24 protein-coding genes are annotated in these 25,675 nt (G+C 46.1%); 12 read left to right on the top strand and 12 right to left on the bottom strand.

From position 1 onward, the window contains the following. Positions 1-207: 207 nt before the first annotated feature. The 5 genes from PREMU_RS05930 to tamL all read right to left on the bottom strand — a co-directional run bounded on the left by PREMU_RS05930 (position 208) and on the right by tamL (position 6,476). On the bottom strand, positions 208-939 hold the full coding sequence (locus PREMU_RS05930) for a helix-turn-helix domain-containing protein (protein WP_007573880.1): 732 nt from the start codon (positions 937-939) through the stop codon (positions 208-210). 113 nt (positions 940-1,052) lie between these two features. Continuing rightward, on the bottom strand, positions 1,053-1,856 hold the full coding sequence (locus PREMU_RS05925; RefSeq protein ID WP_007573878.1) for a hypothetical protein: 804 nt from the start codon (positions 1,854-1,856) through the stop codon (positions 1,053-1,055). 15 nt (positions 1,857-1,871) lie between these two features. After that, a complete protein-coding gene (locus PREMU_RS05920; protein WP_007573877.1) occupies positions 1,872-3,146 on the bottom strand; it encodes a Na+/H+ antiporter NhaC family protein in 1,275 nt (424 codons plus the stop codon). Beyond that, on the bottom strand, positions 3,143-4,207 hold the full coding sequence (locus PREMU_RS05915) for a LacI family DNA-binding transcriptional regulator (RefSeq protein WP_007573876.1): 1,065 nt from the start codon (positions 4,205-4,207) through the stop codon (positions 3,143-3,145). The genes PREMU_RS05920 and PREMU_RS05915 overlap by 4 nt, the downstream gene beginning before the upstream one ends. A gap of 76 nt (positions 4,208-4,283) precedes the next feature. Further along, positions 4,284-6,476 (bottom strand): translocation and assembly module lipoprotein TamL, encoded by a 2,193-nt coding sequence (tamL, locus tag PREMU_RS05910; RefSeq protein ID WP_040558060.1) that lies wholly within the window; start codon positions 6,474-6,476, stop codon positions 4,284-4,286. Between the two features lie 428 nt (positions 6,477-6,904). On the opposite strand from tamL, the gene PREMU_RS05905 reads away from it, so the two are divergent. Both PREMU_RS05905 and PREMU_RS05900 read left to right on the top strand, forming a co-directional pair. Beyond that, the gene (locus PREMU_RS05905) at positions 6,905-7,177 is read left to right on the top strand and encodes an ACT domain-containing protein (RefSeq protein WP_040558059.1); all 273 of its coding nucleotides are present in this window, start codon (positions 6,905-6,907) and stop codon (positions 7,175-7,177) included. A 40-nt stretch (positions 7,178-7,217) separates the two neighbouring features. Continuing rightward, a complete protein-coding gene (locus PREMU_RS05900) occupies positions 7,218-8,618 on the top strand; it encodes a PFL family protein (RefSeq protein ID WP_007573872.1) in 1,401 nt (466 codons plus the stop codon). A gap of 17 nt (positions 8,619-8,635) precedes the next feature. On the opposite strand, the gene PREMU_RS05895 is transcribed toward PREMU_RS05900, so the two are convergent. Then, positions 8,636-8,926, bottom strand: a complete 291-nt coding sequence (locus PREMU_RS05895; RefSeq protein ID WP_007573870.1) for a DciA family protein — start codon at positions 8,924-8,926, stop codon at positions 8,636-8,638. 11 nt (positions 8,927-8,937) lie between these two features. Beyond that, a complete protein-coding gene (recF, locus tag PREMU_RS05890) occupies positions 8,938-10,041 on the bottom strand; it encodes a DNA replication/repair protein RecF (protein ID WP_007573868.1) in 1,104 nt (367 codons plus the stop codon). 196 nt (positions 10,042-10,237) lie between these two features. Between recF and PREMU_RS05885 the strand changes: the two genes are divergently transcribed. The 3 genes from PREMU_RS05885 to PREMU_RS05875 are packed head-to-tail and all read left to right on the top strand — an operon-like array spanning position 10,238 to position 11,818. After that, the gene (locus PREMU_RS05885) at positions 10,238-10,930 is read left to right on the top strand and encodes a tetratricopeptide repeat protein (RefSeq protein WP_007573866.1); all 693 of its coding nucleotides are present in this window, start codon (positions 10,238-10,240) and stop codon (positions 10,928-10,930) included. Positions 10,931-10,932: 2 nt separating this feature from the next. Continuing rightward, positions 10,933-11,406, top strand: coding sequence for a 6,7-dimethyl-8-ribityllumazine synthase (ribH, locus tag PREMU_RS05880; protein ID WP_007573864.1), 474 nt, complete (start codon positions 10,933-10,935; stop codon positions 11,404-11,406). Positions 11,407-11,428: 22 nt separating this feature from the next. After that, complete coding sequence (locus PREMU_RS05875) at positions 11,429-11,818, top strand: hypothetical protein (RefSeq protein ID WP_007573862.1); 390 nt, start codon at positions 11,429-11,431, stop codon at positions 11,816-11,818. Positions 11,819-11,836: 18 nt separating this feature from the next. On the opposite strand, the gene PREMU_RS05870 is transcribed toward PREMU_RS05875, so the two are convergent. Continuing rightward, complete coding sequence (locus PREMU_RS05870; protein ID WP_007573860.1) at positions 11,837-12,370, bottom strand: DUF4738 domain-containing protein; 534 nt, start codon at positions 12,368-12,370, stop codon at positions 11,837-11,839. Positions 12,371-12,466: 96 nt separating this feature from the next. Here PREMU_RS05870 and PREMU_RS14950 point away from each other — a divergent pair, with 96 nt between their 5' ends. Both PREMU_RS14950 and PREMU_RS14945 read left to right on the top strand, forming a co-directional pair. Next, entirely contained in the window at positions 12,467-13,141 is a 675-nt protein-coding gene (locus tag PREMU_RS14950) for a DUF4230 domain-containing protein (RefSeq protein WP_007573859.1), read from the top strand. Positions 13,142-13,147: 6 nt separating this feature from the next. Then, positions 13,148-13,729, top strand: coding sequence for a DUF4230 domain-containing protein (locus tag PREMU_RS14945; RefSeq protein ID WP_007573857.1), 582 nt, complete (start codon positions 13,148-13,150; stop codon positions 13,727-13,729). 338 nt (positions 13,730-14,067) lie between these two features. Here the strand turns inward: PREMU_RS14945 and PREMU_RS05855 are convergent, their stop codons facing one another. The 3 genes from PREMU_RS05855 to uvrA form a co-directional block, all read right to left on the bottom strand. Then, positions 14,068-15,150: a lactonase family protein gene (locus PREMU_RS05855; protein WP_007573856.1), complete on the bottom strand. Its 1,083-nt coding sequence runs from the start codon at positions 15,148-15,150 to the stop codon at positions 14,068-14,070. Between the two features lie 62 nt (positions 15,151-15,212). After that, positions 15,213-16,025 carry an MBL fold metallo-hydrolase gene (locus PREMU_RS05850; RefSeq protein ID WP_007573855.1) on the bottom strand — a complete coding sequence of 271 codons (813 nt, stop codon included), beginning with the start codon at positions 16,023-16,025 and terminating at the stop codon, positions 15,213-15,215. 86 nt (positions 16,026-16,111) lie between these two features. Next, complete coding sequence (uvrA, locus tag PREMU_RS05845) at positions 16,112-18,961, bottom strand: excinuclease ABC subunit UvrA (RefSeq protein WP_007573854.1); 2,850 nt, start codon at positions 18,959-18,961, stop codon at positions 16,112-16,114. Between the two features lie 133 nt (positions 18,962-19,094). Here uvrA and PREMU_RS05840 point away from each other — a divergent pair, with 133 nt between their 5' ends. From PREMU_RS05840 to PREMU_RS05830, 3 genes are all read left to right on the top strand, one after another. Further along, complete coding sequence (locus PREMU_RS05840) at positions 19,095-19,787, top strand: glycoside hydrolase family 25 protein (protein WP_007573853.1); 693 nt, start codon at positions 19,095-19,097, stop codon at positions 19,785-19,787. An 86-nt stretch (positions 19,788-19,873) separates the two neighbouring features. After that, entirely contained in the window at positions 19,874-21,115 is a 1,242-nt protein-coding gene (locus PREMU_RS05835) for a zinc ribbon domain-containing protein (RefSeq protein WP_007573852.1), read from the top strand. 46 nt (positions 21,116-21,161) lie between these two features. After that, positions 21,162-21,611, top strand: coding sequence for an RpiB/LacA/LacB family sugar-phosphate isomerase (locus tag PREMU_RS05830; RefSeq protein WP_007573851.1), 450 nt, complete (start codon positions 21,162-21,164; stop codon positions 21,609-21,611). Between the two features lie 3 nt (positions 21,612-21,614). Here the strand turns inward: PREMU_RS05830 and PREMU_RS05825 are convergent, their stop codons facing one another. Further along, entirely contained in the window at positions 21,615-22,256 is a 642-nt protein-coding gene (locus tag PREMU_RS05825) for an HAD family hydrolase (RefSeq protein WP_007573849.1), read from the bottom strand. 139 nt (positions 22,257-22,395) lie between these two features. Between PREMU_RS05825 and mltG the strand changes: the two genes are divergently transcribed. Continuing rightward, positions 22,396-23,442: an endolytic transglycosylase MltG gene (gene mltG / locus PREMU_RS05820; RefSeq protein ID WP_007573847.1), complete on the top strand. Its 1,047-nt coding sequence runs from the start codon at positions 22,396-22,398 to the stop codon at positions 23,440-23,442. 502 nt (positions 23,443-23,944) lie between these two features. Beyond that, entirely contained in the window at positions 23,945-25,669 is a 1,725-nt protein-coding gene (locus tag PREMU_RS05815; RefSeq protein WP_007573845.1) for a glutamine--tRNA ligase/YqeY domain fusion protein, read from the top strand. The last annotated feature ends 6 nt before the right edge of the window (positions 25,670-25,675 follow it).

Here is a 25,675-nt window from a genome sequence, read left to right as displayed (position 1 = left end):
TGTCCATTTATGATTAACATTCTTGCACTACCCCGTTGTAGCCTCTGAATCTTCCTTATAACTTTGCACACCAAAATGCAAAATATGAGGATTACTCCGTTTGTTATTGCATGACCACGCCTTGGTCACTTGATGACCACGCCGTGGTCATACCTTGACCAAAGCGTGGTCACGTTACCAATCTTACGTGTACTGGTTTAGTTGATATCAGTCTGACTGACTCAACCGGTAGTTTTGCCCACGTCCAGACGCTATTTTCAGTTTCCCCTGCTCTTCAATGATGGGTCTTAGTCTTTTGATGAGCGTGTAGAGCGTTGCGCTGGCGTCTGGTTTCTTCGGCCAGAGACAGTCGCAAATCTCCTGCTTCGTCAGTTCATGGGTCTCAGAACGGAAGAACATCTGCATGAGTTGGTTCTGCATGGGAGTGAGCCGTATGGCGTCATGCCTCAGTGTGTAGAAGCGCTTGTCGTCCTCGCACAGCATCATCTCGCCAAGCACCACCTTCCCTCTTCTCTGCCGCATGAAGAGAAAGACAGAGAACAGTCCCCAGACTACAGCCAACAAGGACAAAGCTGCGGACAGGCGCTGGTCTGACAGCAAGAGGACCGACGCAAAAGAGACATGGGCATAACCCTGCACGTTGAAATCGTTATGCCGCCATCTCATCTTACAGCTGCGCAGTCCGTTCCCCTGATCCTCCACTGCATAATATTGGACGGTGGCGTAGGGTCGTAAGGCAGCCATGGTCAGGTTGCGGCGATAATCCCTGATAGTGTCGGGCGTGATCCATTCTTCTTGGCATTGCGCCACGGTCTTGCTCAACGCACGGTTCATGTCGGCAACAATGGCATCCTCTGCACGACGATAGTTATAGTGCCCGCTCATGATAGCACCTGCGACAATTGCCATAAACAGCAATATGGAATGGTATGGCTTCATATTAGTTCCTCTTCGTTTTCTTTTGTGGCAAAATGAAATAAAAATTGCTATGACCGCCCAGAGACAGATATACAATAGAGAGGCGTACGAATGTTTACATTACTTTTTTATGGTTACTCTTCTATCTCCTGTAACGAACGGGCAAAGTTGCTGAAATAATTACTTACGGTTTCAATGGGAGCGTATACAAGATACCTTAGACTACGCCGAAGACTGCGCCGTAAAAGCTGTGAGTTATTCGTAACAAATCCCGTTCTGCTCTGACGGAAATGCCATTCCTCAGCAGTATCACTCGCCGTATGATAGACAGACCGCAAAACCAGTTTGTAAGCAGAAGTCTCAAAATGCTGGACGAACGGTATTTCGTCTGCCTCAAAATGGAAAACCGCAACAAGCATACTCCCCTGCAGCTGTGCCATTCGTCGCAGGTGAAGCTTTGAAAGCCAAGCATCCAATTTCACGAAATCCACTTGGTCCCCTTTAGTGCGAAGATAGCAACCCAAATCGATGACACCTTTCATCATGATGCCCCTATTGAGCATCGTCGAAACTGTGCCAACAATAATTTTCAAAAGATCAAGAGAGGCTACATTGGTGTCAATGGCATGAAGCTCATGATTGACGATATGATGATAACGAGCATTCAGGAAGCGATTGCTCAGTTGAAGATCAAACGGGGCACCGGTATCCTCCCTCAAATAATCAGTCATGAAGCTTTCCGGAAGATTTGTCCACACGGCACCTCCTACCCGATTAAGCCCTGTTCTGACTATACTCTCCACTCGTTGTACATGAATCATCTGTCCGAGCCTTTCCCACTTAAAATGAGACATTGGCTCAAGACTTTCATCCTCTTGCAAAGCACCCGATCGCAACAGTCTGAGAAAATTACGTGTGATGATGTCTATCTCCTGCATATACTTTAGCTATTATCAGGAATATCTCTTCGGGTAGCGCAACCATATTGAAAACGATGCTGCAATGCCGAGAGCAAATGGATAGTATAGGAAAGGAACGATGTCAACCGGCTCAACATGAGCAAGACCTGCTGCAAGCAGCATCTGTACACCATAAGGAATAATTCCTTGTACCGCACAAGAGAAAGTATCAAGAATACTTGCCGTCTTGCGGGGATCAACTCCATATTTCTCACCGATTTGCTTTGCGATATTACCCACTGTAAGGATAGCGACCGTGTTATTAGCCGTGCAAACATCAACAAGACTAACAAGAGCTGCCACAGAAAACTGCGCACCACGTTTCCCATGTACTCTTGCTGAAAGTTTCTCTATAATATAGTCAATACCTCCATTAACACGAATTATCTCCAACATTCCTCCTGCCATCATCGCAATGATGATGAGTTCACCCATACCGATAATACCACTGCCCATAGCATTGAGCCAACTAAAGAAGTTGTAGGAGCCACAGACAATGCCAATGGCCCCACAGAGTAGAACTCCCAAAGCAAGCACAGCCATGACATTAAGTCCAACCACGGCCATTACAAGTACAGCAATATATGGAATGACTTTTAGAAAATCCGTCTGGCCAACGTGAGCAGGAGCCTGCATGCCATAACCCATATATGCATAAATAGCAAGTACTATGATGACAGCAGGGGCAACAATAAAAGAGTTGACCTTGAACTTGTCTTTCATACTCACCTCCAAGGTTTGTGTCGCTACCACTGTAGTATCGGATATAAATGACAAATTGTCGCCAAAATAAGCGCCACCCACAATAACAGCAGTCATCAAAGCCACATTGCTTCCCGTCTGTGAAGCAATTCCTGCAGCTATAGGTACCAGAGTTACGACCGTACCAACACTCGTTCCAATCGATATAGAAATAAAACATGCCGCAATGAAAAGCCCTGGCAGAATCATACTGGGGGGAAGTATGCCCAAAGCAAGATTTACAGTGGCATCAATAGACCCCATTCCTTTTGCCGATTGTGCAAAAGCACCCGCCAATACGTAGATCCACAACATCAAAAGCAGGTTTGGCGTGGAAGCTCCCTGACCGTAAATGTCAATACGCTCTTTGAGTGAGAACTTCGTAGAAGTAGCCACAGCATAGATGCTCGCAAAGAGAAAGACCACCGTCATCGGAACGCGACTGAAATCTCCAGCTAAGAGACTGAGCAAGAGATAAAGCGAAATAAAAACGATGAGCGGAGAAAGTGCAAGAAAACCTTTATTCATATCTGCAAACGACGATAAAAGTCCACATTCTCTGGTGTCAACAACTCAATAGGCATATAATTGACAGCCTGAACATTAGTCTTAAGAACAACTGCTTTAAAGAGTGCGTCAATACAGAAATAGCCCTGTTGATAAGCATGTTGCGCGATTAGAAAAGAGATACTTCCCTTCCTGAGACATTCCACATTTTTCTCTACCATGTCGTAACCCATAATCTGAACATCACGACGGTTAGTACGCAACAAGAAGTCGCCCAATACGTGCGCCTTAGAGCCCATAGTGATACAATGGTGAATCATCGGCTTCATCTTAAAGAAATCCTCGAAGATTGCATCATATTGTACTTTATTGCCATAGAAAGGCAGTTCTAAGGTACACATCTTTGTTTTAGGGAAGTGATCGTGCATATAATGCCGGAAACCCACCTCACGGTTCTCTTGCTGTTTACTAACTATTCGGCCGCCTTTCGTCATTTTCATCAGCATGATCTCCGACTCATTCCTTGCCAAAAGCATCAACATGCGTGCGGCAAAATAGCCACTGGCAAAAGAATCTTGACCAAAGAATGCAAGTGGGTGTAAATCCGGCATATAGGAATCGAGCAAGACAAAAGGAATGCTCTCACCGTGCAATCGGTCCGTCACCTGCTTTGTGAGCTCCAGTGTTACAGGCACAATCACCATTCCATCAGTCTTCCCGTCAATACAAGCCATTGCCTCAACAAGGAATTTGTCATCGTCAAATCGATCATAATAACAAACGCTCACCGAGACATTAAAATCCTTACGCACTTCTACAGCTTTCTTCACACCCAACTCCACTTCCTCCCAATAGGCTACTTGGTCATGACGGGGAATGAGAACATGGAAATGGTATGATTTATTATACGCCAAAGCGGAGGCATAAATATTGGGCTCATAATTCTGCTCCCTAAGTACTTGCTCAACTTTACTTCTGGCTTCCTCCGACACATTCGGCCTTTTGTGAAGGACCCTGTCCACAGTGCCTACCGATACTCCTGCTTTCAGTGCGATGTCCTTTATCCTTATTCTTTCTGGCATATCATGACTGACTTATAATGAATGCTAAACTGATGGCAAAGATATTAAAAATACCCAACATACCCAAGAAAAAAGATTAAAAAGGCATTCCAACTGCAAAATGGAAGTTGAAATCACGGCTAAAGTCAGGATGGAGAATTGCATAATGCTCCTCACGATTGCTATATGCAGGGTTAATAGCTTTCATACCCATATCGAAACGGAGAATGAAATATCCGAAATTAAGTCTAAGGCCCAAACCATAAGACACTGCTATCTGCTTAAAAAAGGTCTGCCATTTAAACTGACCGCCCGGCTGATCAGGATAATCACGCAATGTCCAAATATTGCCAGCATCAATAAACGCGGCACCATTTAACTTCCAAAAAAGATAGCTTCGATACTCCGCATTGAAGTCAATCTTCATATCGCCTGTCTGATTAATAAAATCAATGCGTCCACCTTTCCCCTTAAACGATCCCGGTCCTAACTCTCTAACACTCCATCCACGCACACTGTTGGCACCCCCAGAGAAATATCTCTTTTCAAAGGGAAGTATCTTGCTGTTCCCATAAGGATAGGCAATGCCAAAATCTGTATGCAGAGCAAGGGAATTGTGAGAATCAAATGTGATAAGGCGTGTATAGTCAAAGTCAAACTTGGCGTACTGGGCATAAGCAATTCCAAAGAGCGTATGCTGTCCATTGTCATTTCTATTAAAGCGCAGCCCATCCGACAAGGCATTGAGAAGATTTCCGGCTGTTTCCACATTGAAACGGAATGCATCGACTCCATTATTGAAAGTAAGACCAAATCCCACCTTCATAATCAAAAGATCTTCATAGTTGTAGCGAAGGATGGCATTCCGATTACTGACACTATCAAGGTAGTCATGTTTAAATGTCTCACTTATCCAAGGCATGTATACATAGTTAAGGTCTGGCACATCAAGACGATAACTGGTGCGGCGGTCTGATGATGTCCAGCGATAGCGCCATGCTGCAGAAAAGACTCGACGGTGAAATTCCGGCCGGTTCTGCATATCCCAGGATAGTGACATCTCAGAGGTAGCCGTGCTCCGGCGCCGAAAAGCCTTGGAAACGAAAGGGGCTATAAATCGAGGAAATTGCAGCTTTGTTTCTGCACTCCACTCCATAAAATTCTCATCTCTATAACCTTCCAAACCTGTGATGGCCTCAAAGGCACCGCGAAGTTCAGTACTGAAAAGCTCGGATCCATGAAATAAATTCCTATTTTGATAAGTCACCGACATAGCAGCTCCCAAATCACCAGCTGTGTTGGTTCCTTCTGGCTGAAGCGCAATTGTAGAAGGTTTACTCGTATCCAGCAAAATGTCACAGTCAAGGAGTGCCGTATCAGGCCTCTCGTGAAGCTGAATGCTGGTATATCTGACTGCTGATAGACGCCCTAAGTTCCGATAAGTGTTTTCCAATGCGGAAGAACTATAATAGCATCCCTCTCTTAGTTGTGTTGCAGAGTTAAGCACACTATTGCTCAAATGAAGTTTACCTGCTTCCCTAGAGTAATTAATTGAGCCAATTTTATAGCGTGGGTGCGAGACTTCAGAAGAATTGTCATTTGCTCTGTACCGCAGCAAATGAAGAGTTATGTCAACATCATTTTTTTCTGAAGCTGTATCCGCGTCAATCTGAATGAAGTCCTTATGGAATTTATAATATCCTGAATCGAGGAGTATCTCTGTAATGCGTTTTCTTTCATTCTCAAGCGACTGAACCGTAAAGGCCTCTCCAGAAACAAGAAAATTCTTTCTGTCTTGTTTTTTTAGATGTTGATTATTGTAGCTTTCAAGTACTTTCTCGATCTCTTTATCCTGGATATCATATGTGATGTTGCGCAGATAGTAAAGATTCCCAGGATGTAAAGTATAGATAGCTGTCAGCTTTTTGCCTTTCTTCTTTGTGGAAAAACTGACAGTAGCATGCATGTACCCCATGTTCTTCATGGCATTGCAAAGGTCGTTCACAGAGAGACGAGCCTGGACACTATCGAAAATCACAGGAGCCTCACCTATTTTTTTCAATGTCCGGTTAATCCACCGTGTACTGTCACGACCTGAAATGGAATAGGTCCCCAATGGGATCTTGAAAAGCGAAAACCATTTGGAGTTAGCTTTCTGCCTTACATAAGGAATAAAACCGGATACATCAAAATTTGTCGTGTCAGCATGTATCTCCACTCCCTCTAACAAGTACCTGTTCTCAGGTACATATTTAGACGCGCTACAACCCGCGATAAGCAAGAGTATCATCGCAAGGGCAAAAAGTCTAATTCTACTTCTCAATGGCTTACTTATTTGCCTGCAAAGTTAAACAAAATACCTAAATAAAAAAGGCTGCACCAAGAAAAACTTGTGCAGCCCTCAATCGTTGATTGCCTCCAAAGTGGGCAACTCATAAACTTTACTGTGATTACTCATACCAAACTTCTCCACCTAATTTATGTTCAACTGGATGTGGATCGTCACTGATCTTCTGGAATTCTTCCTGAAAGATACCTGCCAGATTCTTTAAAGATTCTACACTGTTCATAATGAATACGGTTTAAGAATTATACTTTTGTTCACGTGGCAAATATAAGAAAAATATTTGAAAGTTGCAACTTTTCCCCTGGCTTTTTTTGATAATTTAATAATATAGTATTAACTTTGCAATGAAAATGCAATTAGGAACTGATAATATGACAAAAGCTATCATTACTGTAGTAGGAAAAGACACTGTGGGCATCATTGCCCATATTTGTACCTACCTTGCCAGCAGCAACATTAACATTCTCAACATCACGCAGAACATCGTCAATAACTACTTCAACATGATGATGATCGTTGACCTCACACAAACAGAGAAGACTTTTGAGACCATCAGCACTGAGCTCGAAGATGAAGGGAAATCCAAAGGCGTACAAGCTAAAATTCAACTCGAAGAAATCTTTAATAAGATGTATAGAATCTAAAGAGGTGCATCCTGTCAAACTTTAACGATTATTATTGAGTATGATTACAGCATCTGAAGTTCTTGAGACTAAAAGAATGGTGGAACAGGACAACCTTGATGTCAGAACCATTACCATGGGCATTAGTCTGCTCGATTGTGCCTGTTCTGGTCTCAAGGAAACCCGTGAAAAAATCTATAAGAAAATAACCACCTTGGCAAAAGACCTTGTCAAGACGGGCGAGTCCATCTCACGTGAGATCGGCATTCCTATTGTGCACAAGCGCGTCAGTGTGACACCCATTTCCCTGATTGGAGCTGCCTGCTGCAAAACGACCGATGATTATGTTGCCATTGCCAAAACGCTTGATGATGCCGCAAAAAAAATTGGTGTCAATTTTTTAGGTGGCTATTCGGCCATTGTCAGTAAAGGTATGACCCACAGCGAAGAGCTTCTAATAAGGTCAATCCCCAAGGCTCTCGCTACGACCGATGTGGTATGTTCCAGCGTAAACGTAGGATCTACAAAAACGGGCATCAACATGGATGCAGTGCGACTGATGGGGGATATCGTCAAGTCTTGTGCCGAAGAAACGAAGGAAAAGGATTGTATTGGACCAGCGAAACTTGTGGTTTTCTGTAATGCGCCAGATGATAATCCCTTCATGGCAGGCGCCTTTCATGGTGTGAGTGAAGCTGATGCCATCATCAATGTCGGTGTTTCAGGCCCAGGTGTCGTTAAAGCGGCTCTGCAACAAATGGACATCGATTGTCAAAAAGCGAAGAGTGACAACAGCGCCACCGCCAACTTCGAAACGCTTTGCGAAACCATTAAGCGTACCGCCTTCAAAATCACACGCGTTGGACAATTCGTTGCACAAGAAGCCAGCCGCCGCCTCAATGTGCCATTCGGAATCATTGACCTCTCCCTTGCCCCCACCCCAGCTGTAGGTGACTCGGTTGCCGACATTCTCAAATGCATCGGAGTGGAACAGCCTGGTGCTCCCGGCACGACCGCAGCACTTGCCTTGCTCAACGACCAGGTGAAAAAAGGAGGCATCATGGCCAGTTCATACGTCGGCGGTTTATCCGGAGCCTTTATCCCTGTCAGTGAGGATCAAGGTATGATCGACGCCGTCAATGCCGGCGCATTGACTATAGAAAAATTGGAAGCCATGACGTGCGTTTGCTCAGTAGGCCTCGACATGATTGCTATACCTGGTGACACTCCTGCAACAACAATCGCCGGTATCATTGCAGACGAATCAGCCATAGGGATGGTCAACCAAAAGACAACTGCCGTGCGCATTATCCCTATCATCGGGAAGCACGTAGGCGAAACCATTGAATGGGGCGGTCTGCTTGGACATGCTCCCATAATGCCCGTCAACAGCTTCTCAAGCCAAAGACTTGTGGACAGAAGAGGACGTATCCCTGCCCCCATCCATTCTTTCAAGAATTGAGAAGCCGGGCAGACAGTTCAGTGCACGCGGACATCTGAGATTACCATTCCTCCCACTGCCTCATTGAGGCGTCGTGTAAGTTGGGACCTCATCATACTTAAATCCTGCCTTAAAGCAGGATTTGTTATTTTCACATGTAATACCTGATTCTTTATGTGCTTTTCTTCCGTATAATCCGCAACCATCTTGCCGGTCACTTGCTCCCAAGCATCCATAATGCGTTTTTGAAGAAGCGGCGTCTCCAGACCTTCATCACGGATGAATTGTTGTAATAAATCATCCAAAGACCTCACATTGCGTCTAAACATAACTCCGTCATTTAGTTCCTTTCTGTTACCTCTCCCTCATTCACATCAAACACTTTATATTCGTTCGCAGAATGACTCAATATCTTGTCCAGATGCTCTCGGTTGGTATCTGTAATGAAAATCTGCCCGAAGCCCTTGTCTGCCACGAGGCGGATGATCTGCTCTACCCGCTCAACATCTAATTTGTCAAAAATATCATCTAAGAGCAAAAGTGGAGTTTTCTCACTGAATGTGCGGCGCAGGAAGGTAAACACCGCAAGTTTCAACGCAAGAACATAAGTCTTTGTCTGTCCCTGGCTTCCCTCTCTCCGAATGGGATAACCATCTATCAGCATCTCAAGATCGTCACGATGAACGCCATGCAGACTATATCCCACTGCCACATCCTTCGCTCTGTCATGCTGAATGACTTCAAGCAATGGACCACGTTGACAATGAGAGACATACTTCAAAGACACCTGTTCACGGCCGCCGGATATACGGGTATATACATTTTGGAAATCCGGCACAACGTTTTCTATCAGCTCATTTCGTTTTCCGAACACGATTTCGCCCTGGCATGCCATTTCCTCCTCTAAAAGCTGCATGAGAGTTAAGTCAAACCCTTGCTCCGCTTTCAGGAGAGCGTTTCGCTGCTGCAAGGCCTTGTTGTATCGATTCAATGCCTCAATGTAAGTGGGATCAAGTTGTGAAATCACCACATCCAGCAAGCGTCTCCGCTCATCTCCTCCACCGGTCACCAAGGTGTTGTCTGAGGGTGAGACAAAAACAAGCGGAATCAAGCCGATATGCTGAGACAATTTCTTATACTCCTTGCCATTCCGTCGGAAATGCTTATGCCGTCCACGCTTCATTCCTGCATAGACATGCTCCGCGGCCCCTGATTCCGTAAGGTATTTGCCTTCTATAACGAAGAAGTCCCGTTCATGATTGATCACCATACTGTCGAGATTGGAAAAACAACTGTGGCAAAACGACAAATAATAAACGGCATCCAGGAGATTGGTCTTCCCCTCTCCATTGCTGCCGACGAAACAATTCAGTTTTCGTGAAAGCTCAATGTCTGCCTGACGAATGTTTTTATAATTGATGATTGAAAGTCTCTGTAGTATCATAACTGTCGACAAAGTTAGCGCAAATAGTCGGAAAAACCTTACCTTTTATATGGCAAAATGAAAAAAAGAATCTTATAAATTTCAATGTTTGAACAAAAATGACTAATTTTGCCACGCAATATGCAATAGCGGCAAATTACCGAAAAGGAGAGTGCAGAAACAAGAACATAACACGAAAAACAACAAGTAAACAATAATGGCAAACAACAACGAAAAGGAGACTTTTGATGCAGCCGTGAAATCGGAAGCATTTTTCGAGAGAAACAAAAAGATGATCAGTGGCGTTATTATCGCCATCATTGTCGTCGTGGCAGGCGTGCTCTGCTATCAGCAATTCATCGGCCGGCCACGTCAAGAAAAGGCAAGTACGGCTTTGGCACGTGGTCAGGAGTATTTCAACGCCGACCAGTTTGACAAGGCTCTCAATGGCGATGGCGCAGGCTATACAGGGTTCGTGAAGATCGCCGACGATTATAGCAGTACGGATGCCGGAAATCTTGCCAATCTCTATGCAGGCCTCTGTTATGCTAATCTTGGCAAATGGCAGGATGCTGTCAAATACCTTGAGAGCTATTCTCCTAAAGGCGATGCCATGGTAAGCCCTGCCGCTATCGAGGCTTTAGGCAATGCCTATGCCCATGTGGGCCAGATTGACAAAGCCATCAGCACCTTGAAGAATGCTGCAAGCAAGGCAGACAGCAAGGCAGACAACAGTACCAACAACAGTCTCTCACCCACTTTCCTGCTTCAGGCCGGTGAGCTTCTTGAGTCTCAAAACAAGACCGACGAGGCCAATAAGATCTATCAAGACATCAAGAAGAAGTACGTCAACTCTGCTTTAGTTCAGAGCAATGACATTGACAAGTACATTGAGAGGACAACAAAATAAATATGGCAACAGCTCTTCATCTTGCAGACTTCCATCCCGTCGATATTCCTGACGCAAGCAACATGAACTTTGGGATTGTGGTCTCCGACTGGAACCACGAAATCACCGGATCGCTTCTTAAGGGTGCTGTCGACACTCTTGAGAAGCACGGCGCTCTTCCCGAAAACATCCATATCAAGCATGTGCCGGGAAGCTTCGAGCTGATTTATGGTGCCCAGCAAATGTCAAAGAACGATGGATTTGATGCTATCATCATCTTGGGAAGCGTCATCCGCGGAGAAACACCCCACTTTGATTACATCTGCCAAGGAGTCACCTACGGCATTGCTCATCTCAATGCCACACAAAACATCCCCGTCATCTACGGTTTACTTACTACCGATAACCAGCAACAGGCTGAAGACAGAAGCGGAGGCAAATTAGGCAATAAAGGGGAAGAGTGCGCTGCTGACGCCATCATGATGGCAAAGTTTTAGGTTAACTTTATTATCAGATCATATGCGGCTTTACGATTTGCTCCAAGCCTATGAGTTTGATGAGATTATGCCCGTCGTTGTCGACATGTTTCCCGGTACGGGGAAATTTCGCCCGCAACTGCGTAAGGCTTGGGACATGCTTTTGGAAATGACACCGGTACCATCCAAGAAGGGCATTAAATACAAACTGATGAAAGGCTCTTCTGAAAACGAACAATATGTAGGTGCAGAAGACCGCGATTTTGATGCCTCATGGGATGTGATTATAGGTAAGAACTTAAGTCGCGACAGAGGTGTGGACCTCAATGACGCAGAAATGCTTGCCAACTGTCTGGTCAATATTTGCCTCATAGGCAAGCATCCCAAGAGCTTTGAGAAAGCATATCAGATTCTATCCTTTCCCGACAGATAACGGATATGGACAATGAGATCACTCGTTGTCCATATCCGAACTTTTTTGTATAGACAATCCGCCTAAATGGCTGACGACAATTTCCAAAGGAACAAACTCGTCGCTGGACCTGTCTGGATTGCCAATGCTTGCAGCAAATTTCAGTGACTCGCCTTCAACCTTGTTGAAGACGATCCCCAACAAAGCACCGTCCTCAAAATAAGCCTTGTCAACATATCCACTAAAGTCCGACTTTGTAAATGTCCGGTCAAAGAATGATGAACCGTCTGAACGGCTGATATGGATGTTGACTCGGTTGTCGTAGTACTTGGTATCTCCATCGGAAGCCAGAGGAAGGGACGTATCGCACCTGACGGTAACTCGTACCGTGTACGTGCCTCCCACCCAATTGATACGGGTGTTTCTCACCGCATCACCTATCACCTGCGGTCTGCTCTTCTTAATGACCACCGGCTTACGTGCGATGATGATATCACTCTGTCTCTTCTCCTTACACGACGTAGCTCCAATAAAAAGCATTGGCAACAGACTATACAGTAAGACTTTCTTCATCGGCTCTTTTCGGATTCAGTATAAATAAATTATTCGCAAAGGTAATAAAAATGTAGATTATTTTTTAACTTTGCGGTAATAATATTACAAAAAAACATGAAGAACTCGATCAGACAAGCCCTGTGTCTCTGCCTGCCACTGTTAGCCATGATTGCCTCATGCAACAGAAATCATTTGTCCGGCACACGAAGAGAGACTCAGACTGACTCCATCCAACTGCTGGTAACAAGCATTTCAGCTTGCTCTAAACTGTACACTTCACAGTATGAGCTGCGGAAAATCCTGGTTTACAACGATACCACGACTATCGATGGTCATTTTCTGAACCACCACATACGCTTTGCCATGCCTCTGAGCGACAGACGCATTGCCATCCCTGTTTCCGCCACGGCAAAGGCCTGTATCGACTTATCCAAAATAAAGCCATCAGACATCAAAAGGCAGGGGGAACAGATCGAAATTGTCCTTCCTGACCCCGAGATAACTCTCACGGCAACAGAAATTGACCACAAAGGCGTAAAGCAGAAAGTGGGGCTGCTGAGACACGATTTCACCGACAACGAGATCACCGCTATTCAGCAACAAGGACGAAGAAGCATTCTCTCAAGTCTCTCACATACCGGAATCATCAAGGATGCACAGGCCAGTGCAACAAGACTCATTGTACCGGCAGCAGAGAAACTGGGCTTTAACGAAAGCCAGATCACTGTCACCTTCCGCAAAGATTTCACCCAACAAGACTACAACTCGCTTATCCGACAACTCAATTAATAAAGCATGAGGAAAAAAAGTATCGTGGCGACAACCGCCATCGTTTCTGCCGTCTTAGTCCTCGTGTTGATCCTTGCGTTCTTTCTTCACAGGAAACCATTGATCAGCATAGGCAACAGCGGGCAGATCAGTCCTACTCCCGTTGAGATTGTACACATCAAAGATATTGGTCAATGGGAGTTCTTGACCATCAGTGACGAGGAGATTGTCGATACTGTCCGCCATGGACTGTTCGGAGACTATGAACTCTCACGCATCTATTACGGCACTCTCCGACTCGGCGCTGACCTAAGCAGAGCCAAGAAGGACTTCATCACGACAGACCACGACACCATCATCGTCAAGCTTCCACCCATTCAGCTCCTTGATGAGCGTTTTATCGACGAAGCGCGCACACGATCCTTTATTGAGGACGGCTCATGGACAGAGGCCGACAGAGCCGCACTCACAAGAAAGGCTATCAGACGCATGAGACAACGCTGTCTAACAACAGACAATATCAGGAAGGCAGAGACAAACGCGCAGCAACAGGTGTCAACACTTCTTCATACGATGGGCTATCAGCACGTGAAGGTCATCGTCAAATAAGGTTGTAGTGTATTCACCCGGAGAGTAAAGTGTAACCGCATTGCCTTTACAGTGTAATCGCATTGCCTTTACGGTGTAATCGCATTGCCTTTATGGTGTAATCGCATTGCCTTTATGGTGTAGACGCATTGAATGAAAGGAGAAATGAGAATAACTTCCTATTACCAACTACTAACTCAGAAAGCTGAGTGCAAAAGCCAGTATAGCAAGTACTCCCTGTATGAAGAGAATGGACAGATTGCTGGTAAAGACTCCATCAAGAGCTGCGAGGATCACGGAGCCCGACTGTGTGCGTATCCATAAGACATCCTGACAGGCAACACAGCCTGACTTCAGTCTCAAATAAACTTCACACAGACAGGCTTGCCCAAGTGTATATCTTTATGCATATCCGTAAGTAAGCCCGTGTTGGAGTCTATTGCGAACACTTGAATGAGATTACTGTCACGGCACGCCACGAGCAAGAACCGCCCGTTTGGAGTGATATTAAAGTTTCGGGGATGGATACCTGTTGGCTGATAACCTGTCCGTGTCAATGTCCCGTCCTTAGAATTCACCTTAAAGATTGTGATACCATCAGCCTTTAATCGGTTACTGGAATAGAGGTAACGGCCATCAGGTGACAGGTGGATATCGGCAGCTCCACGCGCGCCCACTGTATCAGAAGCTATCACCTGCCGCTTCGTCAGCTTTCCCTTCCGACAATGGAAAACAGTGACATTGCCAGACAGCTCGCTGATGAGATAAACAAAGCGTCCATCATGAGAGAACTCTAAATGACGTGAACCCGAATCACGGTCGGCTTTACCAATCACGCCCAAAGGGATGAGCTTAGTCCCAATACGTTTGAAACCCAATATTTGATCAGCGCTGAAGTCTGTTACGAAAACATTGTCTTTGCCAAAGAATCTGATACAATGGACATGAGCCGTTGCCTGTCTGTTTTTGTCAGGGCCGCCTACATGACCACGGAAAAGCTGTGTGCGGGCTCCAAGTCGCCCATTGGCAAGAATCGGGAACACACTCATGCTCCCACCTGAATAGTTAGCTGTCAATGCCAATTGTCCATTGACATCTACATAGCAAGGATCCTCGCCGCCGGTGAGTTGTGAATTGAGCAGAGTCATTCCACCAGTAGCCTTATCGAACTGAATAGCACTCAGTGCCGCCGTATTGTCATTATTTTCAGAGACAACATAAATGAACCGGCCATCTCTGGAAGGTGTGAGATATGAAGGATTGGTAAGTGCCAAGGAATCGAGCGGTACGGCGTCTCCGGTGGATTGGTTAAAAGAATAGGAATAGATACCCTTGCTCCCACTGCCTGTATAAGTGCCGACAACGAGACGAATCTCATCAGAAGCAGACGCGTGGATTCCAATGAGCATCATAAAAAAGAGAAACAATAGGTGTTTGTCCATGTTATAAAGATGATTTGATAATATGTGGGATCAGTTATATATTAGTAACAGGAGCGCAGTGATTACAATATATAGACTTCGCTGGGCGTCTTTCGTTTCAACACGTCAAGAGCGAAATCGGCCCCCGAATCATCACCGGCGACAATGCCATGCCCCCGCAAGATTTGCTTTACCGATTTCTCGGCAAGGTCCGGATGGTTGTTCTCATCGCTCAGATGACACAACCACACATGCCTCAATGAAGGAGTCGCGCACTCCACCAACGCCTCAGCACATTCTGTATTGCTCTGATGGCCGTAAGGACCGGCAATCCTTTCTTTCAGATGTTGAGGATAAGGACCCGCCTCAAGCATTTGCTGCTCGTAGTCAGCCTCAATAACAAGGTAGTTGGCGTGCGAGATATATTTCTTCATCTCATCAGTTAGATGCCCAATATCAGTCATCATCACAAACGAGATGTCATTATAATGGATTTCATACCCTACACAGTCAGTACTGTCATGGGGCACCCCGAACGCAGTAATAAGGAAGCCACCCATCCGAAAAGGCTGGTCTTTCATGATAACGCGCTTTAAATCGGGAGAGATCTTCTTCCTTACACTCCAGTTTCTACCTATACCTTCATGTACCCTCAATGTGGCAAAAACAGGTAAATTAAAATCCTGACTCAGGCAACCCACCGACCTCACATGATCGGCATGATCATGGGTAATGATGATGCCAACTGCACTAAACAAAGAGAGGCCATAACTCTTGAGATACTTTTTAAGCGTCCTTACCCCTACTCCAGCATCTATCACCACTGCTTCTGTATCAGTGAATAGCATACTGCAATTACCGCTGCTTCCACTGCCAAAAGATACGAAATGTAGCATTACTTGTTATTATTTTACTACAAAGTTAGCCAAAACATCTCGAAACTTTTCATATTGATAGTACAAAAAAAATTAAGAACGCAGCCTCAAAGCTTATCTTTCAAGTATCGGCCAGTGATGCTTTCCCCTTTCTTTACGATGTCTTCCGGGGTACCTTCTGCCACGATCCTGCCACCGGCGTTACCTCCATCGGGGCCTAAATCAATGACCCAGTCAGCATTCTTGATCACTTCAAGATTGTGTTCTATCACCAAGACCGTGTGTCCACGTTCGATAAGCTGATTGAAAGCATTAAGGAGCTTCTCAATATCATGGAAATGCAGGCCTGTTGTCGGCTCATCAAAAATAAATAAGGTAGGTTCCTGCTTCTCCTGACCGATGAAATAGGCAAGCTTAACACGCTGGTTCTCACCCCCGGAGAGTGTTGAGGAGCTCTGTCCAAGTTGAATATAACCTATTCCCACCCGCTGCAAAGGAAGCAAACGACTTACAACCGTTTTCTCTTTGTATTTTGAAAAGAATTCAATAGCCTCGTCTACGGTCATGTTCAACACATCATCAATATTCTTTCCATGATACAACACGTCAAGTATTTCTTTCTTGAACCGCTTGCCATGACATGCCTCACAGGTTAACGTGAGGTCGGCCATGAACTGCATCTCAACCGTTATGACACCGGCACCTTTACACTCTTCGCATCTCCCACCTTCCGCATTAAATGAGAAATACTGTGGAGTGAATCCCATCTGCTTGGCAAGTGGCTGATCTGCAAAGACCTGACGGATAGCGTCATAAGCCTTTAAATAAGTTGCCGGATTAGACCTTGTGCTCTTGCCTATAGGGTTTTGGTCTACAAACTCCACATGCCTCACGGCATTCCAATCGCCTTCCATTGTAGAATACTCGCCTGGCTGATCAGCCACTTCATTAAGCCTACGTTTCAAAGCTGGATAGAGAATACCCTTCACCAAACTTGACTTTCCTGAGCCCGATACACCAGTGACAGCTGTGAGCACATTGAGCGGGAAGCTGGCATCCACTCCTTTAAGGTTGTTCATACGACAGCCTTTTAACAGAATGCTTTGATTCCAACGCCGACGAGATGAGGGAACAGCAATTTGCTCTTCCCCTGCAAGATACTTTACTGTATAGCTTTTGGGAAATTCCCGTACAGCATTATCCCAGAAGCTCTTTTCCGAAGAAGCTGATTCGGCTTGCGGATGTGGAATCATACTACATACGATTTCACCGCCATTTCTGCCCGCATCAGGTCCAATGTCAATGAGCCAGTCGGCCGAACGCATCACTTCCTCGTCATGTTCTACTACAATCACGGTGTTTCCTTCTTGCTGTAACTCCCGAAGTACATGAATCAATCTGTCAGTATCTCGGCTGTGGAGGCCGATGCTTGGCTCATCTAAAATATAAAGGGAACCCACAAGTGGAGAGCCAAGCGATGTAGTTAGACGTGCTCTCTGGCTTTCACCACCCGAAAGGGTACTCGCTCTACGCCCAAGAGTAAGATAGCCCAACCCCACTTCGACGAGGAATGTCAATCGCGACCGTATCTCTGCCATCAGGCGTTTTGATACTTGCTGTTCGTGCTCTGTAAGAGTAAGCTGATCAAACCACTCCTTCAGCCTATTGATTGGCATTTCTACGAGATCGGTAATGGCCTTTCCATTGATTTTCACCCACGTAGCCTCCTTTCTCAATCGTGTACCATGACAAACAGGGCACACGGTTTTTCCACGATAGCGGCTCATCAGCACACGATACTGAATCTTATATTGATTTTCTTTCACCATTTGAAAGAAAGCATCGATGCACACGGCACTTGCCTTCAGACTGCCGTTAGCATTCACATCTCCTGGCAGGCCATGCCACAGCATGTCTTTTTGCTTTCGAGAGAGCTCATAGTATGGTGTAAATATGGGGAAATCAACTGCTTTTGCCCGCCGACAGAACTCTTCTTGCCATTCTTTCATCTTTTCTCCATGCCAGCATTGCACGCAACCATCGTATACAGAGAGGGATGAATTAGGGATAACAAGTCGTTCATCAATACCAATGACACTGCCAAATCCCTCACACATAGAACAAGCGCCTGCCGGTGAATTGAATGAGAACATATTGTCGTTTGGTACCTCAAATGTGATGCCGTCCGCCTCAAATCTCGAAGAAAAATCATAACTGATATTCGACGGAACTATCACTATACGGCATGCTCCATGACCTTCATACATCGCCGTCTCCACAGAGTCCGTAAGACGTGAAACGACATCTTTAGCCGAAGAAACACCCAAACGGTCTATCACCAGATAAACATCCTCATCGGATACCGTCGACATATCATCCAGCAAATACTCGATTCGCTGAACCTCACCCTTTTCCAGGACCCGCGTATAGCCTTCCCTCTGATAGGTCTGTAACTGTTGTGTGAGCGAACGATCTGGCGTAGGTGAGATAGGAGCAACAACCATGATCTTTGTACCCTCCGACATTGTCAGCACCTTGTCAACAACATCCTGGGCCGTATCTTTCTTTACCTCTTGCCCACTAACAGGAGAGATAGTGCGTCCTATACGTGCATAAAGCAAGCGAAGGTATTCATAAATCTCCGTCGAAGTCCCCAAAGTAGATCTCGGATTGCGTGCAGCGACCTTCTGCTCAATGGCAATAGCAGGTGGCAATCCCTTGATGTAATCGCATTCCGGCTTCTTCATCCGGCCCAGAAATTGACGGGCATAAGAAGATAGACTTTCAACATACCGCCGTTGTCCCTCAGCGTAAAGTGTATCAAAGGCTAAACTTGACTTGCCAGAGCCTGACACTCCCGTCATGACGACCAACTTGTTCCGTGGAATACGCAAGCTAATGTTCTTCAGGTTATTAACCCTGGCTCCCTTTATTTCGATAAAATCTTCTTTGATCATTTCATCCATCCTTTTATTTTTCCATGCAAAGGTAATAAAAGATTCGAGAAACAAGCTGGAACTCCACTCTTATATTCAAAAAAACAGAGAAAGATATTCGCTCTATTCGAAATAGTTTTCGTATCTTTGCAATATGAAACGCATCATTCTGACAGTTATATGCATGGCTCTCTATACGGTCACCTTCGCACAAGACGCACGTGTAGAGTGTGAGGACACTTGCAGACATATACACGGCATTGACCTGAGCCATTATCAGGGCAATGTGTTTTGGGAAACGATTGGCAAGAGTAAGATGGCCTATGTCTATCTCAAAGCTACAGAAGGGGGGACGAAAATAGACGGAAAATACAAACAAAATATTGATCTCGCACACAGCTATGGCCTGAAAGTAGGCTCTTACCACTTCTATCGCCCAAATAATTCACAGGAAGAACAGTTACGCAACTTTATGGCACAGTGCCGGCCAGGTGACCAGGATCTTTTGCCCATGATAGACGTAGAGGCTCGCAGCGGGCTTTCAAGGGAAGCCTTTCGTGATTCGTTGTCCCGTTTTCTCACGCTTGTTGAAAAGGCTTACCGACAGCGTCCGCTTGTTTATACAGGCACCAATTTTTACAATGCCAACTTGCAAGGCTTGCTTGATGACTACAAACTGATGATAGCTCAATACTCCTCACAACCGCCAATATTAACAGATGGGAAAGACTATCTGCTATGGCAATATACTGGAAAAGGACATCTCGACGGAATCAACGGATATGTTGACAAGAGCCGTTTCATGGGAAAACACAAGCTAAGAGAGATTCGCTTCAGGCACCGATGAGACCTTCTTGTCATCATTGACTGTCTTAACCCCAGGCAGCAGAAAAATCAAGAATAAATAAATTCATACAAGCATTTCATAACGTTATGGCAATAATCAAATGCCCCGAATGTGGGCGGCAGATAAGCGACAAGGCTCCTTTTTGTCCGAATTGTGGTGTAGCAATAGCCGGAAAAATCATCAGATGTCCCCAATGTGGTGAATTCTACTTTAAAGATCAAGAGATGTGTCCCAATTGCCATCACCTCACAAGGCTTTCTGAACGTACAGACAACACATTAGCAGCTCAGGGTACTTCCACCATCCCGACCTCAGATGTCTTCTCAGAACAAACAGCACAACAGGCTCAACCGGATTCTCCCCAAATAGGGCAGAATCCGCCTCATAGACAGAATCCACCCTCTGGAAACGGTTCTCATAACAACTCCCAAACGCCGCCCCCCATTCCAACGAAGAAGAAGAACAATCATGGTGCGCTTATCGCTGCCTGCATTCTCGTCGTGATTCTGTGCGCAGTCTGCTTCTATTTTTACAACAATGCTAAGACCTCGAAAGAAGAGGATGCTTACGAATATGCCATGAAGAGTGATGATCCACTCGTCTTGCAGACCTATCTCGACAACTATAAGGACGCCCCCGAGGAGCATATCGATTCCATTCAGGCACATCTGCAGGCTTTAAAACAGAATGATACAGACTGGACCAATGCTGTGGTGAACGGATCCAAGCAGGCCCTGCTTGACTACTTGAACAGGCATCCTGATTCAGAGCATAAAGCTGAGGCACAGCATAAGATTGACTCTATCGACTGGGCTTTCGCTTCCAAGAGCAATACGCTTGACGAGCTGCAAGCCTATCTTGACGAGCACGCCAACGGTGAACACGTGGACGATGCCAATGCAGCTATCCGGAAACTTAAGGCAAGCACTGTTCAACCTGATGAGAAAGTGATGGTCACGGCTGCACTGAGGCACTTCTTCCAGGCAGTAAACGCCAACGACGATGCCTCGCTGCAGGCCTCTGTCGCCCCTGTCATGTCCAACTTCCTTGGCAAAGCCGATGCCACAAAGGCTGATGCCACCGTCTTCCTACAAAAAATATACAAAGACGACATCACCGGGATGACCTGGCGCTTGGGCAACGATATGAAAGTTGACAAGCGAGAGGTTGGGCAGGAGGAATACGAATACACTGTTTCCATCTCAGTCACACAGGACATTCAGCGCACGGACCCCACAAAAGAGAAACACGCCACCTACAAAATCAAGGCTACCGTCAACCCCGACGGCCTCATCTCATCCCTGGCTATGACGAAAATTATACAATGATAGTAGGCAAAACATACATATAACTATTATTAAACCTCTGATTGAAATGGAAATAAAGACCATTGGGCTCGCTTCCGACCACGCCGGTTTCAAGCTCAAGCAATTTGTCAAGCAATATCTTGACGCGAGACACATCGCTTACAAAGACTATGGTACCTATAGCGAGCAGAGCTGCAACTACGCTGACTATGGCCACGCCTTGGCTCGAGGCATTGAGCAGGGCGAGGTCTACCCTGGCATTGGCATCTGCGGCTCAGGAGAAGGCATGGCCATGACCCTCAACAAGCACCAGACTATCCGCGCCGGACTTGCCTGGATTCCAGAGATCGCGCATCTTATCCGGCAACATAACGATGCCAATGTTCTTGTCATGCCTGGAAGATTTATTGATAACGGTATGGCAACGAAGATCCTGGACGAATTTCTCTCCACCGACTTTGAAGGCGGCCGCCATCTCGACCGTATACGGAAGATGCCCCTTGCAGAAAAGGAGTAAAAACTAAATATCCAATATTTGGGCTGGGGTCTCTACAAGGGTCGTAGCTCCATGGGCCAACAGAAAGTCACGGTCGCGGAAGCCCCAGAGCACACTGATACACGGCATGCCACTGTTGCGTGCCGTTTCTACATCTACATCGCTATCGCCAATATAGACAGCAGAAGAGCGGGGCATGTCCATTTGGCGCAGGGCCTCGTTCACTGTATCTGGAGCCGGTTTCTTGTGAATATCAGGGCGTTCCCCTATGGCCACCTTTATTTCCTCCCCAAAGAAATGACGCACCAGGACCTGCGTGGCCTCATAAAACTTATTACTTACAACCGCAATCCGCTTGCCTTGGGCGTTAAGTGCTGCTATCATCTCCATGATACCCGGATAAGGTGCGGTAGTATCGAGATTGTGATGAAGATAATGCTGCCGGAAACACGCATAGCATTCCTCAAACCTGGAATAGCTTTCACCGCCGGGGATAGCGCGCGTCATCAGAAGGCGCACACCATTGCCCACGAAGCGCCGCACATCATCAATGCTGTGCTCAGGCAACCCGAAAGTGCGTAAGGCATAGTTGCAGCTTCCAGCAAGGTCATCAAGCGTATTGAGAAGGGTGCCATCCAAATCGAAAATATAACTGTCGTATCTCATTTCTACTAAGATTTTGCACTGCAAAGTTACACATTATATTATAGTTCCTCATGCAAGAAAAGAAAAAACACAATTATTTTGCCATATCCTTGATTTGAAGTAACTTTGCACATGAAAAAGATTCAACAAGCAAAAGACAATGACACATCAGTTAGGCAAGAGGCATCTTATCCTTGCAACAGTGTGTGTACTGGCCCTGATCGGCCTGACATACTTTTATTTTTTCACTTCATTTACCGGCAAGAGCGCTACAGAATATGTCTATGTGGACAAAGACGACAACTTTGATTCACTGTCCGCAAAGCTCAAGCCCATTTCTGAAACGCATTGCTTTCAGGCATTCAACATTCTCGCACGCCATAGCAACCTCATTCACCATGTGCGAACCGGCCGCTATGCGCTGAAACCGTCAATGGGTGCCTTCGTGGTTTTCCGCCACCTTAAAAATGGTATGCAGGACCCTCTCAACCTCGTTGTACCAAGCGTGCGCACTATGCAGGATATGGCAGGGGCACTGGGCAAAAAGCTCATGATCGACAGCATCCAGATCGAAAAGGCGCTGACCGATGAGGCTGAATGCCAGAAATACGGCTACGACACAGCGACCATCGCGGCAATGTTCGTACCCAATACCTATGACATCTATTGGGATACTACCACCGACGGGCTGCTTCAACGCATCAAAAAAGAATGCGACAAATTCTGGGATGAGGAAAGGCTGAAGAAAGCAAAGAGCCTGAATCTCAATCCCTTGCAGGTCTGCACGCTGGCAAGTATCGTCGACGAAGAGACCGCCAATGACGCGGAGAAGCCCATGATTGCCGGCATGTACTATAACCGCCTCATGTTGCGTGATAAGAAATATCCACAAGGCATGCCCCTGCAAGCAGACCCAACCATCAAATTCGCACTGAAAGATTTTGCCTTAAAGCGCATCTATCAGAATATGCTTTTCATCAAGAGTCCCTACAACACTTACACCAATCCGGGCCTGCCTCCAGGGCCTATCCGAGTGGCATCAATCGCGGGAATAGATGCCGTCCTCAACATGGTACACCATCATTATCTTTATATGTGCGCAAAGCCAGACTTTAGTGGCACCCACGATTTTGCAGTAACCTATGAAGAGCACATGGCAAACGCGAAAAGGTATGCAGTAGCCCTTAATCAAAGAGGCATAAAATAAAATACGAGAAAAACACGATCAATGCCGCGGTCAACCAATGTCCGCGGCATTTCTTATTAGTGCTGTCTTGCGTCTACACCGTAAAGGCAACGCGATTACACTGTAAAGGCAACGCGATTACACTGTAAAGGCAATGCGATTACACCGTAAAGGCAATGCGTATACGCCGTAGACGCAGTACCATTCCATCGTGGGGGAATGGCAATGTGATACAGGAAATCAGAAAATTCATTTTGAGGGAAAATTCATCAGGCATCGGAGGAGACTTCAAGATGCCAGAAAAATGAAATGGCGGCTGCTTCACAGCAGGCGCCATTTCCTTCAATAGGTATTAGTCTTCTTAAGGTAAAAAGATTGTATTCAGGATAACATTGGCAAAGTTAACATATTCTTCCGAAATGTGCAATAGTTTAAGCCAATATTTTTTAAGATTTCTTCTACATCGATTAATAATGTAGGGGAAAATGACTAACTTTGCAGCATAGATAAAGTAAACAAGACAATGGTGATAATAAAAGAAGAGAACGAGAAAGAAGAGAAGCGCAGCATGAGTTTCGTTGAAGAGCTTATCAACAAAGATCTTCAGGAAGGCAAGAACCACGGACACATACAGACACGTTTCCCACCCGAGCCCAACGGTTATCTTCATATCGGTCACGCCAAGGCCATCTGTATGGACTTTGGGGCTGCAGAGGAGTTCGGCGGAGTATGCAACTTGCGATTTGACGATACCAATCCTTCCAAGGAGAATACCGAATATGTTGAAAACATCCTCAACGACATACAGTGGTTAGGATTCAAGTGGGGACACATCTATTATGCTTCCGACTATTTCCAGAAACTTTGGGACTTTGCCATTTGGATGATCCAGCAAGGCCATGCCTACGTTGACGAGCAGACCTCAGAACAGATTGCCGCGCAGAAGGGCACACCCACCACTCCCGGCACACCCAGTCCTTACAGGGACCGTCCCGTAGAGGAAAGCCTCCGGCTTTTCAATCACATGAACACTGCCAAAGCCGTGGAAGGCTCCATGGTGCTCCGCGCTAAGCTCGACATGGCCAATCCCAACATGCACCTCCGCGACCCCGTGATCTACCGCATTATCCAGACACCTCATCACCGCACAGGAACCCAGTGGCACTGCTACCCCATGTATGACTTTGCGCACGGACAGAGCGACTACTTCGAAGGCGTGACCCACTCCATCTGCACGCTGGAATTTGTGCCGCACCGCCCGCTTTACAATAAGTTCATTGACTACCTGAAAGAGTATGACGGCACGGCCGCAGAGGCTCTTGACGACAACCGTCCAAGACAGATCGAGTTCAATCGTCTTAACCTTACCTACACGGTAATGTCGAAACGAAAGCTGCACACGCTTGTCGACGAGCATCTTGTCAACGGCTGGGACGATCCCCGCATGCCTACCCTTTGCGGTATGCGCCGCCGGGGCTATTCGCCAGAATCCATCAAGGCCTTCATCCAGTCCATTGGCTATACCAAGTTTGACGCACTCAACGATATGGCTCTCTTAGAGGCCGCCGTGCGTGAGGATCTCAATAAGAGAGCTACGCGTGTCTCAGCTGTCATCGATCCCATCAAACTCATTTTGACCAACTATCCCGAAGGGCGGACCGAAGAGATGGTGGCCATCAATAACCCCGAAGATGAGACTGCGGGAAGCCATACCATTTCTTTCTCACGCAACCTATGGATTGAGCGAGCTGACTTCATGGAAGATGCACCGAAGAAGTTCTTCCGCATGACACCCGGAAAGGAAGTACGCCTGAAAAATGCCTATATCGTGAGATGTGCAGGCTGTACGAAAGCTGCTGATGGCAACATCATTGAGATCCAGGCCGAGTATGATCCTGACAGCAAGAGTGGCATGCCGGGAGCCAACCGGAAGGTCAAAGGCACGCTGCACTGGGTGAATGCCGATGACTGCGTCAAGGCAGAGGTGAGAGAATACGACAGGCTCTTCAACGTGGAAAACCCGTCAGCCGACGACCGTGACTTCCGCGAATTGCTCAATCCCAACTCGCTGCATGTATATAAAGACTGCTATGTGGAGCGCTTTGCAGCTACCATGAAACCAGGACAGTATCTTCAGTTCCAACGGACTGGTTATTTCATGGCAGACCCAGACACCACAGATGACGCACCGGTGTTCAACAAGACCGTGGGCTTAAAAGACATCTGGGCAAAACAAATCAAAAAATAATATAGT

This window comes from Hallella multisaccharivorax DSM 17128 (assembly GCF_000218235.1).
Lineage (GTDB): Bacteria > Bacteroidota > Bacteroidia > Bacteroidales > Bacteroidaceae > Prevotella > Prevotella multisaccharivorax.
Note: the sequence above shows the minus strand (reverse complement) of the source record. Positions and strands in the feature narration are given on the sequence as shown.